This is a genomic window from Kaistia sp. MMO-174, assembly GCF_037147815.1.
Taxonomy (GTDB): Bacteria; Pseudomonadota; Alphaproteobacteria; order Rhizobiales; family Kaistiaceae; genus Kaistia; species Kaistia nematophila.
The window spans coordinates 212299-227819 of sequence record NZ_JBBCUO010000007.1 but is presented as its reverse complement, the minus strand read 5'-3'; the positions used below and the strand labels follow the sequence as shown (position 1 = coordinate 227819).

Here is a 15521-nt window from a genome sequence, read left to right as displayed (position 1 = left end):
TCACTCCCTCATATGCGGATCGGTGACGTCGCGCAGGCCGTCGCCGAGCAGGTTGAAGCCGAGCACGCAGATGAACATCGCCATGCCGGGGACGATCGAGAGCCAGGGCGCCTGGGCCATGAAGCCGCGGCCGGTGCTGAGCATGTTGCCCCAGGACGGGTCCGGCGGCTGCGCGCCGAGGCCGAGGAAGGAGAGGGCGGATTCGAGCAGCACGGCATAGGCGAAGGCGACGGCCGCCTCCACCATCAGCGGCGCCAGGATGTTGGGCAGGATCTCGCGGAAGATGATGCGGGCGTCGCTCATGCCGATGGAGCGCGCCGCTTCGATATATTGCTGGCGGAGAACCGCCTGCGTCGAGGCGCGGGCGAGGCGCGAGAAGCCTGGTATGAAGACGATGCCGATCGCGATCATCGCGTTCAGCACGCTGGTGCCGAGGCTGGCCATCAGAACGACGGCGAGCAGGATCGCCGGGAACGAGAAGAGCAGATCCATCGCCCGCATCAGCACCTGTTCGACGAGGCCGCCGAAATAGGCGGCGGTCATGCCGATCAGCGTGCCGCCGACCAGGCCGACGCTGACGGCGAGCAGCGCCACCTGCATCGAGACGCGGGCGGCGTAGATGGCGCGCGAAAGCACGTCGCGGCCGAGTTCGTCGGTGCCGAGCCAGTGCGCAACGCTCGGTCCCTGCAGCATCTGCGTGACGTCGAGCTCGAGCGGCGAATAGGGCGCGACCCACGGCGCGAAGATCGCGGCGAAGAGGATGATGCCGACGAAGAAACCGCCGAGCAGCACCAGCCGCCAGCGGCGGAAATCGAAGCCTGCAGTCGCGGCCATCATGAGTTCCTCGCCTTGATCTGGCGCGGATCGAGCAGGCTGGCGATCAGGTCGACCAGCAGGTTCAGGGTCAGGACGAACAGGGTGATGGCGAGCGTGCCGGCGAGCAGCACCGGATAGTCGCGGTTGATGATGCCGACCAGCACGAAGGAGCCGACACCGGGCAGCAGGAAGATGTCCTCGATGACGACGACGCTGCCGAAAAGGAAGCCGAACTCGACGGCGGCGACGTTCAGATAGGGAATGAAGGCGTTGCGCATGGAATGGCGGAACACGATGGTGCGGCTGTTCGCGCCCTTGGCCTCGGCCGTGCGGACATAGTCGGTCGACAGTACCTCCAGCATCGAGGCGCGCATGATGCGGATCAGCAGCGCGGACGAGACGATGCCGAGCGACAGCGCCGGCATGATCATCTGCTTCAGGTTCATCACGGGATTGACGGTGAAGGGCGTGAACCCGCCGGGCGGCAGCCAGCGCAAGGTCAGCGTGAAGACGAGGACGAGCAGCGTCGCCAGCCAGAAGTTCGGAATTGCGCCGAGGATCGTCGCCAGGAAGGTGATCGAGCGGTCGGCGCCCTTCTGGTGACGGCGCGCGGCCCAGGCGCCGAGCGGAATGGCGATCAGATTGGCGATGATGAAGGCGAATACGGCGAGTTCCAGGGTCACCGGCAGGCGTTTCAGCAGTTCCGGGCCGACGGCGACGCCGTTCTGGAAGGAGGTGCCGAAATCGCCCCGCAGCGTGCGGCCGAGCCATTCCCCATACTGGACGAAGAGCGGGCGATCGAGGCCGTGCTGTGCCTCGAAGCGCTGGATCGCCTGGGCGGTGGCATGAAGGCCGAGGGCGGACTTGGCGGCGGAACCGGGCAGAACGTTGATCGTGACGAACAGAACGACGGACGCCGCGAACAGGGTCAGCACGAAGCCGGACAGCCGGGTCAGAACGAGCCTGAACATGAAGAGGGAGAAACCTGAAATTGAGGAAGCCCGCCGTCGGGCGAAGCGCGACGGCGGGCTCGGAAAGGATCAGGGCGCCAGCCAGGCGTCCTTGATGGTCTTCAGGAAGCCGGTGCGCATCGGCTTGTAGTTCTTCAGCTGGTCGGTATGCGCGGTCAGGATCAGGGCATTGACCAGCGGCACGATCGGCATTTCCTCGAGCGACAGCTCCTGCTGGCGCTTGTAGGCAGCCTTGCGGGCTTCCTCCGTGGTGCCGGACTTGGCCTCGTCCAGGATCGCCGTCATCGCGTCCGAGCAGCTCTTCTGGACGTTGATGCCGGTGTTGCAGGAATAGTTGCTGGTGACGAAATCATCCGGATCGGCCAGCGGGCTGACCCAGTACATCGCCGTCATGTCGAACTTGCTCGGAGCCCAGACCTCGTCCCAGTAGCGCGGGACTTCCATGGTCGCGATCTGGGCCTTGATCCCGACCGCGGCGAGGTTCGCCTGGATGATCGGCGCCATCGCGATCATGGCGGGGAAGGAGGACGCCATGGTCAGCGAGGTCTCGAAGCCGTCCGGGAATCCGGCTTCGGCGAGCAGCGCCTTGGCCTTTTCCGGATTGGCGGCGGGCGTGAATTCCTTCAGGTCGGCATAGGCCCAGTTCCATTCCGGGATGACGCCGCCGAGGAGCGGCTTCGCCTGGCCGAAGAAGGTGCCGGCCGTGATCGCCTGACGGTCGATCGCATGCGCGATGGCCTGGCGGACCTTCGGGTTGTCGAGCGGCGCCGTGGTGTTGTTCGGCAGCAGCCAGTAGTAGCGCGATCCTTCCAGCGACTGGCCGACGAGGCCGGGCGTCGCCGAGATCGTCGCCCAGTCCTTTGCCGGGATCTCGTTCGAGAAGTTGACCGTGCCGGAGATCAGCGCGTTGGTCAGCGCCGTGACGTCGGCGATGAGATGCATCTCGATCGCGTCGAAATAGGGCTTGCCCTCTTCGTAGAAGTCCGCGTTGCGCTCGAAATTGACCATCGAGCGGGGCGTGTAGGACACGAACTTGAACGGGCCGCTGCCGACCGGCTGGGCGTTCAGGTCGTGGCCGCTCTCGGAGAGCTTCTTCGGCACGATCGAGGAGCCGGGGAAGGCCATGTAGATCAGGAACGGCCCGGTCGGCTTGGTCAGGTTGAAGCGGACCGTCAGCGGATCGACGACGTCGATCGATCCGATGGTCTCGACCTGGGATGCATAGGAATAGCCGCTGTCGGGCGCGCGCAGGCGGTCGAAGGTGAACTTGACGTCCTCGGCCGTGAGCGGGTCGCCATTGTGGAACGTCACGCCCTCGCGCAGCTTGAAGGTATAGGTCTTGCCGTCCTCCGAGACCTCATAGCCGGTGGCGAGGTCGGGATAGGGCTTCGCGTCGGGATCGAGCGACATCAAGGTCGAATAGACCTGCTCGATGACGACGTGCGACATGCCGCTGGGACCGCGCGCCGGGTCGAAGCCGGCCGGGTCGGCGGAGAAGGCGAGCTTCAGCACGCCGCCGCGGACGTGCTCCTCGGCGAAGGCCGGGGCCGCGCCGAGCGGCAGGCCGACGGCCAGCACGGCAGCCGCCGCGACGGTTGCCTTGAGTATGGAGCGACGGCTGATCGTCGCGCGCCGATGAACTGTCATGATGGATCGATCTCCCCTGCAATCGAACGCTGTCCGCGCTGCGATGCGGCAGGCGCGGCGTGTCATCCGTGCCTCCTCGGCGCGACTGACTGAAAGTTGAATACACTTGAATGTCAGGAAAGTCAGCCTGCCGGTCAAGGGCAAATGCTGGTCATGCTCAGCCGAATTTCTGGGCATTCATGTGCTGTTTTCGCAGCAGATGTTGCGCTACAAGGTCATTCAACAGCCGCCCGGAATGTAAGCTCTTCGATGCGTGAAATGGACAAGGCCAGGGATGCCGGCAATCAGGCGGACGTGCCATCGCTCGGGGCGCAGCTGCGCCATCTTCGCCGGCTCAAGGGATTGCGCCTGAAGGATCTCGCGAGCGAGCTGGGTTGCTCCGAAAGCATGCTTTCCAAGGTCGAGAACGATCGCGCCGACCCGTCGCTGCATCTGCTGCACCGGCTGGCGGAAGCACTCGGCACGCCGGTGCAGGCGCTGTTCAGCGATACCCCCAAGGCGCCGCTGACGGTCTATCGCAATGGCGAAAGGCCGGTGCTTGCGCTGGAGCGGCGCGGCTCCGGGCCGCCGCTCGCCAGCTTCGAGCGGATGATCCCCTATGCCGAGGGCCGGACGCTCAACGCCAATGTGCACGTCGTGCCGCCGGGCGGCGGCTCGAACGGGATCCTCCGCCATGTCGGCGAGGAAGTCGGCTATGTCGTCGAGGGCACGATCGAACTGGTCGTCGACGGCCATGCGGTGGTAATCGGTGCCGGCAGCTCGTTCTTCTTCCAGTCGTCGCTGCCGCACAGCTACAGCAATATTGGGACGGTGGTGGCCCGCATCGTCTGGGTCAACTCGCCGCCCTATTGATCGCGACGGCGATTCTTGACCGCCCGAACGCAGGTCCGCTTTGCGCCCCCATTTAAGTCGTTCAGGTTCTTGGGCACTGTGCCCAAAAGCTGCCATTGGAGACTTCAGGTGAAGGTGGGCAGCCCACAGGTCCCTACTGCTGCCTGATGGCCGCAGTATTCGCATCAAGGCGAACAACATCACCGAGGGCTGTTACAGACACTACGCCCCTTAGCTTCAACCACCACTGAACCGTAGGGGTCTTCGGTTTACTCAACTGCTCGCCGGTCATTTCTTCATACCAGTCTCGAATGCTCATGCACAGAAGCCCAAAGAGTGGTGTTTTGAACATGGGTAGCGTCTCTTCGTCAGATGCAAACGAAGGCGCGTCGGCCGGCGGAGAATACTAGACCTGCCTTGACGTCTGCCGATGAGCTGGCTGCGATTATAGCCCCTAGCTTGATTGCATCGATATAATCGTCCAATTTCTACGCGTGGACTGCGTGGGGGAGCTATGGACGGAGCCATCTGGGGGACTCGGGTCAAAGACGGCATTCTTTTCGTCGCGCAGCTCATCACCTGGGATTTTGTCCCCGGCCTTATCAGCCTCGTCCTGCTCGCGCTTCTGGTGGTGCTGCTCGGCTTCATGAGCATCGTTGCGTTGCGGCGCTTGAGACTGATTGGCCAAGCGAGGCGGCGTGTCGAGTACGCTGGCGATTCGGCTGGGTTCCAGAGGCAGCTAAATGAGATCCAGCGCGATATCCGGCGTGGCGGTGGGGCCGCCGGCAGGCATCTCGCCGAGAGCTTCGCTGAATATCGCGAGACGCTGATTGAGCCGGCGCATCACGGCGGAGGCCCAGTACGCAATTCCGTGCGGCCTTCCACGTACTTTAATCTGGATGATCTGCATATGGGCCTGGGCGGCTGGCGAATGTGGCCCGGCTTGTTCGTCTCGATAGGCCTGCTCTGCACCTTTCTCGGCCTGATTGCTGCACTTGCCCAGACCCAGGCCAGCTTGCAGGCTGGCGGCGGTGACCAAGCGCAGATGATGGCCGCCCTCGAAGGGTTGCTCCGCACAGCGTCGGCCAAATTCATCATGTCGGTGACAGGGCTGTTCTGCTCCATCCTCTTCACCTTTGCCTACCGCTCGTGGAGCGGTTTTCTCGAGCGGTCCGTTGCAGGTCTTGCACACGAGCTGGAAACGAAGATGGCATTCGTCAGCCTCGAGGCCCTGGCCGATGAGCAGCTGGCTGCAATCAAGGAGCAGACTGCCCAGCAGCAATTGCTGAATACCCAGCTCATCGCTGAATTGAGCAAGCCGCTGGAGCGCATGACGGCGACGGGGACGGAAGCTATCGGGGGTATGGTCCATGAACTCGGACAGACCCTTACCGCCCGCATCGGCGCTTCCCTCGACAAGGTGGCGGAGCGGATCGACGGCGCGGCGGACAAGCTGGCGGAGCTATCTTCCGCCCTTGGCGCGACATCCGAGCAGTTCCGCGCAACGCTTGATCGTTCGGCTTTGAGCCTCGATATGCTCATCCAGCGTGTCGAGGCTGCGGCGGGACAATTGGCGGCCTCGGCTGACAGCATGAACGAAGCGTCCACTCCTGTTCTAGAAAGTGCCCGCGCGACCGCGGACCAGGCCCGCGCGATGGCTGACGGAACACGAAGCCTCGTCGATGCGGCGAAGGGGGCAATCGATGCGGAACGGACAATCGTGGTTGCCTCCGCCCAGTCGATCGAGGAACTGATCCGCACGTTCGAGACCCGTGCCAAAGCCTATGATGGCCAGCTGGAGAAGGCGTTTTCGACTTACGTGGAACAAGTCCAGCGCACTCTAGGCGAGCTGCGGCAGCACAGCGATGGCGTGCACGACCGCTATGCCGACGCACTTCAGGTGCTGCAGGCTGTCATCGATAACGCCCGCACTTTCGTGCCCGAGAGCGATCCGCCGCGAGGACGATTGACGGCATGAGGGCCGCGCGGCGCCCGCGGCGGGCCGAGGAGGAGGAGGAATCCGCCTTCGTCTCGATGACCGACCTGATGGTGAGCTTCCTGTTCATCATCATCATCCTGCTCGCCTTCTTCGCCACCCAGATCGCTCCTAAGTCGCGCGAACGCTTTGAGATACAGGCCAGCAAGCTCACGGAATTGGAAAAGCAGGTGCAGGCGTTGGAGGCGGAAAACCAGCGGCTTCGGCGCCTGGTGAGCGCGCAGGATGGCAACCCGATCGAGCGATACAATTTCCAGTCCGCCGAACTGCGCGGCAAGATGCTCGACCGTATCCAGAAGCGCATCAAGGCGGCCGATACCTCCATCGACGTCTCCATCAGCCGCAACGGCGATGCCCTCGAATTCAAGGGCGACGGTCTGTTCGGATCGGGCAGCGACGCGCCGAGCGTAACGGGCCGCCGCAAGATGGAGATTATCGCCGGAATCCTGAGGGACGAGCTCCGGTGTTTCTCGCTGGGCGAACGCTCGACACTTACGTCCGCCTGCAATCCGGCGGTCGCCTTGATCGACGCTCTCCAGGTCGAAGGTCATACCGACAGCACCGGTACGGATGTCCTGAACATGGACCTCAGCTCGCGACGGGGAACCTCCATCTATGCCATCATGGTGACGGCAAGCCCGGACCTGCTCGGTTTCCGCAACCTCAGGAATCAGCCCATCGTCTCGGTTGCGGGATATGGCAAGGGGCGGCCAATCCGTGACAATGACTCCGACCTCTCTCGCGATGCCAATCGCCGCATCGACCTGCGCTTCATCATGTTCGCGCCGCCGGAGGAGCAGTTCGTGCCGCAGCGGATCGAGGATCTGCCCCGTCTGAGGCAACTCCTTGTTGCCGGTCCCGTGCCATAGGCCTGCCCATGAGCCTCATCGACCGCCTTGCACGCTTGCCCTCCGCACCGTCCTCGCCGGGCTTGCCCGAACGGCTGGTGAAGGCGGCAGAGCGCATCCGGCAGCGTTTCGGCGACCGGCGGCCGGTGAAGCCGGACGCCCTCGATGTGCTCGTCGACCGGTTGACGCAGGCGATCCGGCAGTGGGATTGGAGCCGGCTGACCGAAGGGGAGATCGCGCAGGTCGTGCGGGCCTGGGCGAGCCGCCTTGTTCGTGTCGCGGCGGATGTGGAGGACTTTCTCCTGCGCGAGCTTGGCCGCAGCACGCGTCGGTCCCTACTCGGCGCACTGTGTGACGGCTATTTTATCGGGTGGGTCACGCAAAACGCCCGGACCGCGGAGCTTGCCCATATCATTCAGGACCGCGCGGCCTGGCTGCCGAAATCCTGGCAGATCGTGTTTCGAGCCACCCCTGAGAGCCTCGATACCAATGAGGGAGCTGTCCGCCTCGGCCGCTGGCTGGCCGTACAGTCCGCTCCCTATCGTGCCGTCATCGAACGCGGCATCGTCACCCCTCACGGTCCGGGCTTCATGTCGGAGGTTCACGGCGCCTGGCTGGCAGCGCTGCCGGAACCCAGGGACGAGACGACGATCAGGAGGATGCTGGCCTGGATACACCCGCCCGGCGTTCCCAAGCTGGAGGGGGATCGGGCGACAGCGGTGGTTGCGCGTCTCCTGCGTCCGTGGGCCAATACCATGCCCCCGAAGCCGCTTCGCACGCTTCTGCTCGATGAGCTTATCCGGAATCGCGGCGATCCCCGTCGCGAAAACGAACATTTCTGGGCGCAGGTGGGGGAGGACGGCAAACGGACCATGCTGCGCTGGCTGGCCGGCCAGCGCATGGAAGCCTTCCTCGACGTCGTGTCGCGTTCGGAAGAAAAGCTGGAGGCGGGTGACCAGTGGCCCGCCCGGCGGCGGTTCTGGATGGGGCTCTATGAAGAAGGACGGATCGACGAGGCGTGGCCCTCCTATGGCACCGACGCGCAGGCCATCGCGGACCAACTCGCGCGAACGACGGGCGACCTCACCTATTCGGCCTATGGCCGGCAGCTCTCGCGCAAGAACACGTCATTGCTGATCATGCGGGTTGGACCGCACATCGTGGTCGAGGGTTCGCACAACTTCCGTGTGCATGTCTTCCACCACCGTGAAAACATGCCGCTTGCGCTATACCAGCTCCGATATGACGTCGATAATTTCATGTTGCCCGATCCTCACCCCGATGCGCGACGGCACGTCGGCAACTGGATGAACTGGGTCCGCGAGAAGATACGATGAGCCTGAGCTTCACATGCCTCCCTGATGCGGAGGGCTGCATCCTGTCCGTCGTGCAGCCGAAGCGTGGTCTGCTGTCCTTTCTCGGGTCGCGGCGGCAGTATGACCTCGACGCCCTTCCGCGCGAGGAACGGTCGGTGGCCATGGCTCTGGCGCGGCTGCGCGTGCTCGATCGCGACCGACGCGAACATGCGATCGAGGGCGAGCGCATCCGCTTGTCGCATCGTCTCGTCGCCGCGCTGGACAGTGGCTCAGCGCGGACACTCGGCTTGCCGGGGCTGAATACGAGCTATGCCTTCAAGGCAGCGATGCGCGGATCCCTCGGAAGTTCGGATTTCCGCATCGACTGGTGGTGGGAAAAGGGCGGCCGCCGCGTGCCCCTGCAGAGGACTGGAGCCTTCCTCCGTGATGATACCGGCTTGCTCAGGATCGCGGCGCCGATCTTCGAGGCGATCGAGATTGCGGAGGGCTTCGACCCGGGTGCCTCGCTGCAGGCCCATTGGCTGGCGCTCGGCGCATTCCGTCGCGCACTAGGCGTTGAGGATGCCGGGAATGTGCCGATGGGTCTTGAGGGTGCGCTCGGTCAGATCGAGATCGTCACTTGCGATCGGGTCGGTCTCGATGTCGACGATGCGGACGATAGCCAATTCGTGCCGCTTCCTTTTGTCGGCGCCAGCCTGGCAACAGACTCTCCCGTCGAGGCGGCGCATTCCGCCGTGCAGGCCGGGGAACTGGCTGAATTCCAGCGGCAGGCCATGGCGCGCGGAGCCCAGCCGGCCTACCGGATCGGGGCGACGAAATTCCTTATTTTGGATCGCTCGGCCATGCCGGTGGTGGAAGCGATTGCCGCTGCCGGCCGGCAGGACGCAGAGGGCCGCCGCGCCTTCATTCGCGATGCCGAGCGTGTCATCACTGAAGCCGTCGAACGACAGGCACGAGATGACGGCCGACTGAACGAGTTGATGAGCCCTGCCGGCTATCAGGAGGCGCTGGAGCGGGCCGTATCCGGCGCGTGGACCGAGACCTCCACATGGACGTCACGGGTCATCGCCATCGCGGAATGGGCGCGCCCCGCTCCCGCCATGATGGACGGCTCAGGCACCAACTGGCTACCGGCCACGATGACCGAGGAACTCGGCGAGCGGCTCGGCATGCTGCTCGATGAGGAGGTCGAGCCCCTGCTGCGCGCCCTCGTCGAGGCGAGAGCCGCGAGCCTGGACATCGTGCCGCACCGGGTAGGCCCGATCCCCGCCATCGCCGAGGTGATCGAGGCGTTGGCGCGGCGGCTGGAGATGCTGCGCAACCGCAAGGATGCCCCCGCGCCGGGTGACCCCCAGACGGTGTTTCTGCCGCTCACGCACAGCAATTTCTGGGACAATGATTTCGGGGCCAAGATCACCCCGCGCCGGCCGATCGAGGCGTTCAGCCTCCCGCCGCAAGTCTCGACCACGCTTCGTCCTTATCAGGTTCAGGCCTTCGAATGGCAGGTGGAGGCATGGACGGCCGGATTGCCCGGCATCTTGAACGCGGATGAGCAGGGCCTCGGCAAGACCCTGCAGACATTGAGCTTCCTCACCTGGCTGCGTCAGAGGATGATTGAGGGCGCCATGCCCTCCCAGCCCTTCCTCATCGTCGCGCCGACCTCCCTGTTGCGAAACTGGGAGGCGGAATGTGCAACCCATGTCGATCCGGATTTCTGGGGCGAGCCGGTCCGGCTCTACGGCCAAGGCCTCCAGCGATGGAAGAGCCGGGCGCATCGTGGTCGGGACATCGACGACGGCGTGGCCCGGCTTGACCTCTCCCCGATCGAGAATACGCCCTGTCTCGTGATTGCCACCTACCAGACGGTCGCCAATTATGCCGTCTCCTTCTCGCAGACGCGTTTCGCTGTCGCCGTGTTCGACGAGATCCAGAACCTGAAGAACCCGTTCGCCATGCGCTCGGAGGCGGCTCGGGCGGTCCTTGCCGATTTCCGCATCGGCCTCACCGGGACGCCGGTGGAGAACGCCACCCGCGACATCTGGGCGATCATGGATCAGCTCTTCCCGCTGGCACTCGGCCCGCTCGCCGAATTTCGGCGGGTTTTCGACGAGCCGAGGGAAGAGCGCATGAAACAACTCCATGCCGCGCTTTTCTCGGGTCAATTCGGTCGTTCCCCGCTCGTCCTGCGCCGGCTAAAGAAGGACGCTGCCTCCGACCTGCCGCCCAAGGTTCGCATCCTTCACCCACGCATCATGCCCGAGGTACAGGCGATCCGGTATGACGAGATCCGCGGCAAGGGCGGCGGCATGTTCGCGCTCCTGCACCATATTCGCCGCACCTCGCTTCATCCCGGCCTCGTCGAGGGAGAGGTGCCGGAGACCTTCACGGCGGCATCGGCTCGTCTCGCCGCAGCGATGGATATTCTGGCGCACATCAAATCGCGCCGTGAGCGCGCGCTGGTCTTCCTCGAAAACCGTGATGTTCAGGCTTGGTTCGCTGAACTCATCAAGATCGAGTTCGGGCTGGAGCGGGTTCCCGTCATCAACGGTGACACGTCCATAGACCTGCGAAAGGACATTACGGATCGGTTTCAGCGGCATCTGATCGATGACCAGGGCTTCGATGTGCTCGTGATGGGGCCGCGTGCGGCTGGCACCGGACTTACCCTGACGGCGGCCAATCACGTCATCCACCTGACGCGCTGGTGGAACCCGGCGGTGGAGGAGCAGTGCAATGATCGCACCCATCGCATCGGTCAGGGCAAGCCGGTTACAATCCATATCCCGCTTGCCGTACACCCACGCCTCGGCCCGAACTCCTTCGATTGCCTGCTGCAGCGGCTGATGACCCGCAAGCGCGGAATTGCCGATGCCGTGCTCTGGCCACAGGAGAGCGAGGGACCGGAGCTTCTCGAACTCTATCAAGCCATTTTGTCCGGGAGAGGGGCTAGTGACGATGCTGATCCGCGCCCCTCCAGTCGTCCCGATCTCATTGCTACGGAGCTCGGGTCCAACGTGACGCGCATTGCCATCAAAGGCGGCGGAGCGAGCATCGTCGTGACCCGCGGCACCGGCCTTACGCGCGTCGAAGACAGCCTGACGGCTGGCGATGCGGCACTCATAGCGCTATCCGCGTCAGAGCATCCGCAGTCCGCGACATGGATACCGGTCTCCTTGCTCCCCGACGAGTCTCTTTGGCCGGACTTTATCCTCCCACACTGAGGGATCCATTTCTGGGGCCGTTGTCCACGCAGTTTCCCGAGTGGGTTGCCAGCGCTGAGTTTGGCAATACGCGAGTCAGCGGCATTTGCGTTGGCAACGGGCTATGGTGCGCACAAGTAGATCTTCGGGTCACCCTCTCACGCATGACTTCAAGATCTGGCTTTGAGTTGTGCCAACGAACACGGAGCTAGTTAGCCGCTTTGGTCAGACGTCCTCGCTAAGGTAAATAAGCGCCATGGACCAACACGGGTCGAGACCCGACACCGGGCAATAGCTCGCCGAACAAGAGCTATCATAATTGGGTGGCCAAGAGTGGATGGTCACCTACCGAGCCCGCTGCGTATATCGGCGACGCCTAAACTGCGATGTCAGCTTCTCTTGGGCGGATGCTAGACAGCCGCCATTCCGCTCCCGGCCCCCGAACGGTTGTGAGTCGTGCGTTTCATACTCGGCCAATCAAGGCCGAGGAGAACTCACATGGGCCATTCTCAATATGATGATGCCAGCCGCGAGCGCGCAGCGTGGAACGCTGGCAAGAAAGTGGGGACGAAACGTCCGCTCACGCAGAAGCAGATTTGGGCCGTTCGATTCTTTCTTGATCGTGAGCGCCGCATTCGTGACCGCGCTCTGTTCGATCTTGCGATAGACAGCAAGCTCCGCGGCTGCGACCTAGTCAAAATCACGATCCGTGACGTCGTCGCAGGATCGGAAATCAGAACCCGGGCTATTGTCATTCAGCAGAAGACGGGTCGTCCCGTCCAATTCGAGATCACAAGCGACGTGAGAGCCAGCCTCTTGGCCTGGCTGGAACGGCGAGGCGGCTCAGTCGATGACTATGTATTCCCGAGCCGAGTCGATCACGCAAAGCACATGAGTACGAGGCAGTATGCACGCCTCGTTGACGAGTGGGTGACTGCGATCGGTCTGCACCCTGAGGAATACGGAACTCACTCACTTCGCCGCACGAAGGCATCCATGATCTACAGGGCGACGGGTAATATCCGTGCGATCCAGATATTGCTCGGCCACTCCAAGATAGAGAACACGGTCCGATACCTTGGTGTCGACGTCGAGGATGCGCTGCTCCTGGCGGAGCGAACCGAAATCTGAATTCAAGCGGTTATCCGTCTCATCGCGGATGACCGCTTCGATGTGCAGGCTATACTGCCTGTCTGTCAGTCTTGGGGTGGAAGGCGGACAGTCAGCCTTCACGACGTTGGCTGGAAACAGCAGCCATTGTTGCGATTCACCCCTCGGGGGACCAGCGCGATCAAGGCCATTTGTCGGAAAGGGAGAGCGGCCCAATCCGCTCTCCCTCCCATACCATTGGTCAGGGTTTACCAGGGCTGGTTGGCGGGGCCGACGGTGAACTCATTGATGACAGTGTCTTCGGGCTGGTCGATCGCAAAGTCCACTACGGAAGCGATGCGCTCGGCAGAGATGCCATATTTGTCGTAGATGCCCTGCATCGTATCGGCGACAGCGTGGTCCGAGATGGTGGTGAGCAACTCGGTGTTGATGGCCGCAGGATAGATGGTCGTGGCGCGGATGTTCGTTCCTTCCATCGCAGACTCCATGCGCAGCACTTCCATGAAGTCACGCACGAACCACTTGGTGCCGCCATAGACGGCGCCACCCGGATAGGCCTTCAGGCCGGCCACGGAAGAGGTGGTAATCACATGGCCGGATTTCTGCGCCGTGAAGGTTGGCAAGACTGCGGCAACACCGTTGAGGACGCCTTTGATGTTGACGTCGACCATCTGGTGCCATTCGTCGGTCTTCATCGCCGAGAGCATGGCATTTGGCATGACTCCGGCATTTAGAAAGATGACGTCCACGCGACCGTAGGTGGCCTTGGCCAACTCGACGATCTCGTCGTTGTCCGACTGCTTGGTGACGTCCAGTTCCTGGAAGACGGCATAGCCGCCAGCGCGTTCGATATCGGCGGCGATCCGCTTGAGGTTATCAGTCCGGCGCGCGCCGAGCACGACCTTGGCGCCCTTGGCGGCGAGTGACTTGGCTGAGGCCTCGCCGATGCCCGAGGATGCGCCGGTGATGATGACTACTTTATCCTTGATCATTTCAGTTCTCTCTCCAAAGGGGGATGCGCCCCGCTAGGGCGCATCGTGTCTTGGAATTAGGCGCTGAGGTGCTCTCCGAAGAACGACTGCAGGCGATCGAAGGGGATCTTGTCCATCTGGTCGTATAGGTCGACGTGGTCTGCGTCTGGGATGATCATGATCTCCTTCGGCTCGGCCGCTGCCTTGTAGGCATCTTCGGTGAAGTAGCGCGAATGGGCTTTCTCGCCGGCGATGACCAGCATCGGACGTGGGGAGATTTCCTTGATGTAGGTCAGGATCGGCATGTTCATCAGCGAGAGGGCACTGGTCCTTGCCCAACCCGTCGTCGAGTTCACCGAGCGCTCGTGAAAGCCCCGCTTGGTCCGATAGTAGTGCCAGTACATCTGGACGACCGGGTCATCGATCCCGTCGAGAGTTTCGGGAACACCACCCGCCAGGGCGGCAGTACCGGCTTCGGCATCGGCCCAGCGCTGACGGCTGAGATCCGTCAGCAGGGCGGTGCGCTGCTCAAGCGTCATGGCGTCGTAGTAGCCACGGGCATTCACACGGGACATGTCATACATGCTGGTCGTGGCCACGGCCTTGACGCGCTTGTCAGCGGCCACGGCATTCAGGGCCATGCCGGCAAAGCCGCAAATACCGATAATGCCGATGCGCTCGCGGTCGACGGCCGGGTGCAGACCGAGGAAATCGACGGCAGCACTGAAGTCCTCGGTATTGATGTCCGGCGATGCCACCTTGCGGACTTCGCCACCGCTTTCGCCAGTATAGGACGGGTCAAAGGCCAAGGCGATGAAGCCACGCTCGGCCATCGTCTGGGCATAGAGACCCGAAGACTGCTCCTTGACGGCACCAAAAGGACCGCACACCGCAATCGCGGGCATCCCACGGGCGGCTGCGCCCTCTGGCGTATAGAGGTCGCCGACCAGTGTGACCCCGTAGCGATTGGTGAAGCTGACCTTCTCATGGCCGATGGCGTCATTGCGCGGGAAGACTTTGTCCCATTCCGAAGAGGGCTGAGCGGAAGCGGATGTTCCGGAAACAGAGGCCAGGCCGAGCGCTGTCGCGCCGATCCCAGCCATTTTAAGGAGGTCGCGGCGGTTTGCGCCTGCCGTCGTGTCGTTTTGGTTCTAGTCGCTCATGACTTTTACCTCATGGTTGATGATGGCCATGAAGTAGGACGCAACCGGAGATGCGATTAGATCCACAATCCCGTATGCGCTTATGGAGATTCCGGCATAATATTCGCCCGAAAGCGCCAAGCAGAGCCCGGATTATGAGCAATACGCCATAAGTCCATGCGGATATTTTGCAAAGTCACCCCACACTCGACGGCTTAAGTTTCCCGTTCGCTGGCAGCGAGCATTCGCGCCGCAATCCCAATTGAAAGATCAGTTCATGGACTTCCCTGCAACCTCGGGAACCGGCACGCGTGCGCCAACTGGATCCAGCTGGAGCACCGTCTTCTGTCTCAGCCTCTTGTGCTTTGCCTTGGTGGCCTCAGAATTTATGCCGGTCATCCTGCTTGGACCGGCCGCAATTGGCTTCATTGCCCAGCATTCCAATATCGGCGTGGGTTTTGCGATCATCGCTGCAGGTCTTTTGCTCGTGGGGTTGGCTGGGCCATTGGTCTATCGGCGCTAGATCGAGCCAAGCCTTTCCGCCAGATTTATGGAGTTGGCGCCGCTGGTCACACATCAGCGGCGCTTCGTTTTGCAAGACTCATCCGAATGTGGCTGCTTGTCACCCGGGATATTTAGTGCCCAAAATTCGAGAACGGTCCTCGATAGGCAT

General features: G+C 62.7%; 12 protein-coding genes. 7 read left to right on the top strand and 5 right to left on the bottom strand.

The window, feature by feature from the left end; genetic code table 11:
* The 3 genes from WFK98_RS24550 to WFK98_RS24540 form a co-directional block, all read right to left on the bottom strand.
* Positions 1-834, bottom strand: a complete 834-nt coding sequence (locus WFK98_RS24550) for an ABC transporter permease (protein ID WP_336802122.1) — start codon at positions 832-834, stop codon at positions 1-3.
* Positions 834-1787, bottom strand: a complete 954-nt coding sequence (locus tag WFK98_RS24545) for an ABC transporter permease (RefSeq protein WP_336802121.1) — start codon at positions 1785-1787, stop codon at positions 834-836. Before WFK98_RS24545 ends, WFK98_RS24550 begins: the two co-directional genes overlap by 1 nt.
* Before the next feature lie 69 nt (positions 1788-1856).
* Positions 1857-3434 carry an ABC transporter substrate-binding protein gene (locus tag WFK98_RS24540; RefSeq protein ID WP_336802120.1) on the bottom strand — a complete coding sequence of 526 codons (1578 nt, stop codon included), beginning with the start codon at positions 3432-3434 and terminating at the stop codon, positions 1857-1859.
* A 258-nt stretch (positions 3435-3692) separates the two neighbouring features.
* Here WFK98_RS24540 and WFK98_RS24535 point away from each other — a divergent pair, with 258 nt between their 5' ends.
* The 6 genes from WFK98_RS24535 to WFK98_RS24510 all read left to right on the top strand — a co-directional run bounded on the left by WFK98_RS24535 (position 3693) and on the right by WFK98_RS24510 (position 12756).
* Positions 3693-4286, top strand: coding sequence for a helix-turn-helix domain-containing protein (locus WFK98_RS24535; protein ID WP_336802119.1), 594 nt, complete (start codon positions 3693-3695; stop codon positions 4284-4286).
* Positions 4287-4779: 493 nt separating this feature from the next.
* Positions 4780-6243 carry a methyl-accepting chemotaxis protein gene (locus tag WFK98_RS24530; RefSeq protein WP_266337125.1) on the top strand — a complete coding sequence of 488 codons (1464 nt, stop codon included), beginning with the start codon at positions 4780-4782 and terminating at the stop codon, positions 6241-6243.
* Positions 6244-6299: 56 nt separating this feature from the next.
* The gene (locus WFK98_RS24525; RefSeq protein WP_336802118.1) at positions 6300-7130 is read left to right on the top strand and encodes an OmpA family protein; all 831 of its coding nucleotides are present in this window, start codon (positions 6300-6302) and stop codon (positions 7128-7130) included.
* An 8-nt stretch (positions 7131-7138) separates the two neighbouring features.
* Positions 7139-8446 carry an EH signature domain-containing protein gene (locus WFK98_RS24520; RefSeq protein ID WP_266337127.1) on the top strand — a complete coding sequence of 436 codons (1308 nt, stop codon included), beginning with the start codon at positions 7139-7141 and terminating at the stop codon, positions 8444-8446.
* On the top strand, positions 8443-11646 hold the full coding sequence (locus WFK98_RS24515) for a DEAD/DEAH box helicase (RefSeq protein WP_336802117.1): 3204 nt from the start codon (positions 8443-8445) through the stop codon (positions 11644-11646). The genes WFK98_RS24520 and WFK98_RS24515 overlap by 4 nt, the downstream gene beginning before the upstream one ends.
* 477 nt (positions 11647-12123) lie before the next feature.
* Positions 12124-12756 (top strand): tyrosine-type recombinase/integrase, encoded by a 633-nt coding sequence (locus WFK98_RS24510; protein WP_336802116.1) that lies wholly within the window; start codon positions 12124-12126, stop codon positions 12754-12756.
* Between the two features lie 227 nt (positions 12757-12983).
* Here WFK98_RS24510 and WFK98_RS24505 read toward each other — a convergent pair whose 3' ends face one another.
* Entirely contained in the window at positions 12984-13727 is a 744-nt protein-coding gene (locus WFK98_RS24505; RefSeq protein WP_336802115.1) for an SDR family oxidoreductase, read from the bottom strand.
* Between the two features lie 56 nt (positions 13728-13783).
* Positions 13784-14809, bottom strand: coding sequence for an alpha/beta hydrolase (locus WFK98_RS24500; RefSeq protein WP_336802114.1), 1026 nt, complete (start codon positions 14807-14809; stop codon positions 13784-13786).
* A 316-nt stretch (positions 14810-15125) separates the two neighbouring features.
* Here WFK98_RS24500 and WFK98_RS24495 point away from each other — a divergent pair, with 316 nt between their 5' ends.
* Positions 15126-15371, top strand: coding sequence for a hypothetical protein (locus WFK98_RS24495; protein WP_336802113.1), 246 nt, complete (start codon positions 15126-15128; stop codon positions 15369-15371).
* The last annotated feature ends 150 nt before the right edge of the window (positions 15372-15521 follow it).

Excerpts from the sequence above, each read along its gene's own strand:
- WFK98_RS24540 (WP_336802120.1), bottom strand. The coding sequence starts at position 3,434 with ATGACAGTTCATCGGCGCGCGACGATCAGCCGTCGCTCCATACTCAAG.
- WFK98_RS24515 (WP_336802117.1), top strand. The coding sequence starts at position 8,443 with ATGAGCCTGAGCTTCACATGCCTCCCTGATGCGGAGGGCTGCATCCTG.
- WFK98_RS24500 (WP_336802114.1), bottom strand. The coding sequence starts at position 14,809 with ATGGCTGGGATCGGCGCGACAGCGCTCGGCCTGGCCTCTGTTTCCGGA.
- WFK98_RS24505 (WP_336802115.1), bottom strand. The coding sequence starts at position 13,727 with ATGATCAAGGATAAAGTAGTCATCATCACCGGCGCATCCTCGGGCATC.
- WFK98_RS24545 (WP_336802121.1), bottom strand. The coding sequence starts at position 1,787 with ATGTTCAGGCTCGTTCTGACCCGGCTGTCCGGCTTCGTGCTGACCCTG.
- WFK98_RS24530 (WP_266337125.1), top strand. The coding sequence starts at position 4,780 with ATGGACGGAGCCATCTGGGGGACTCGGGTCAAAGACGGCATTCTTTTC.
- WFK98_RS24535 (WP_336802119.1), top strand. The coding sequence starts at position 3,693 with ATGGACAAGGCCAGGGATGCCGGCAATCAGGCGGACGTGCCATCGCTC.
- WFK98_RS24525 (WP_336802118.1), top strand. The coding sequence starts at position 6,300 with ATGACCGACCTGATGGTGAGCTTCCTGTTCATCATCATCATCCTGCTC.
- WFK98_RS24550 (WP_336802122.1), bottom strand. The coding sequence starts at position 834 with ATGGCCGCGACTGCAGGCTTCGATTTCCGCCGCTGGCGGCTGGTGCTG.
- WFK98_RS24510 (WP_336802116.1), top strand. The coding sequence starts at position 12,124 with ATGGGCCATTCTCAATATGATGATGCCAGCCGCGAGCGCGCAGCGTGG.
- WFK98_RS24520 (WP_266337127.1), top strand. The coding sequence starts at position 7,139 with ATGAGCCTCATCGACCGCCTTGCACGCTTGCCCTCCGCACCGTCCTCG.
- WFK98_RS24495 (WP_336802113.1), top strand. The coding sequence starts at position 15,126 with ATGGACTTCCCTGCAACCTCGGGAACCGGCACGCGTGCGCCAACTGGA.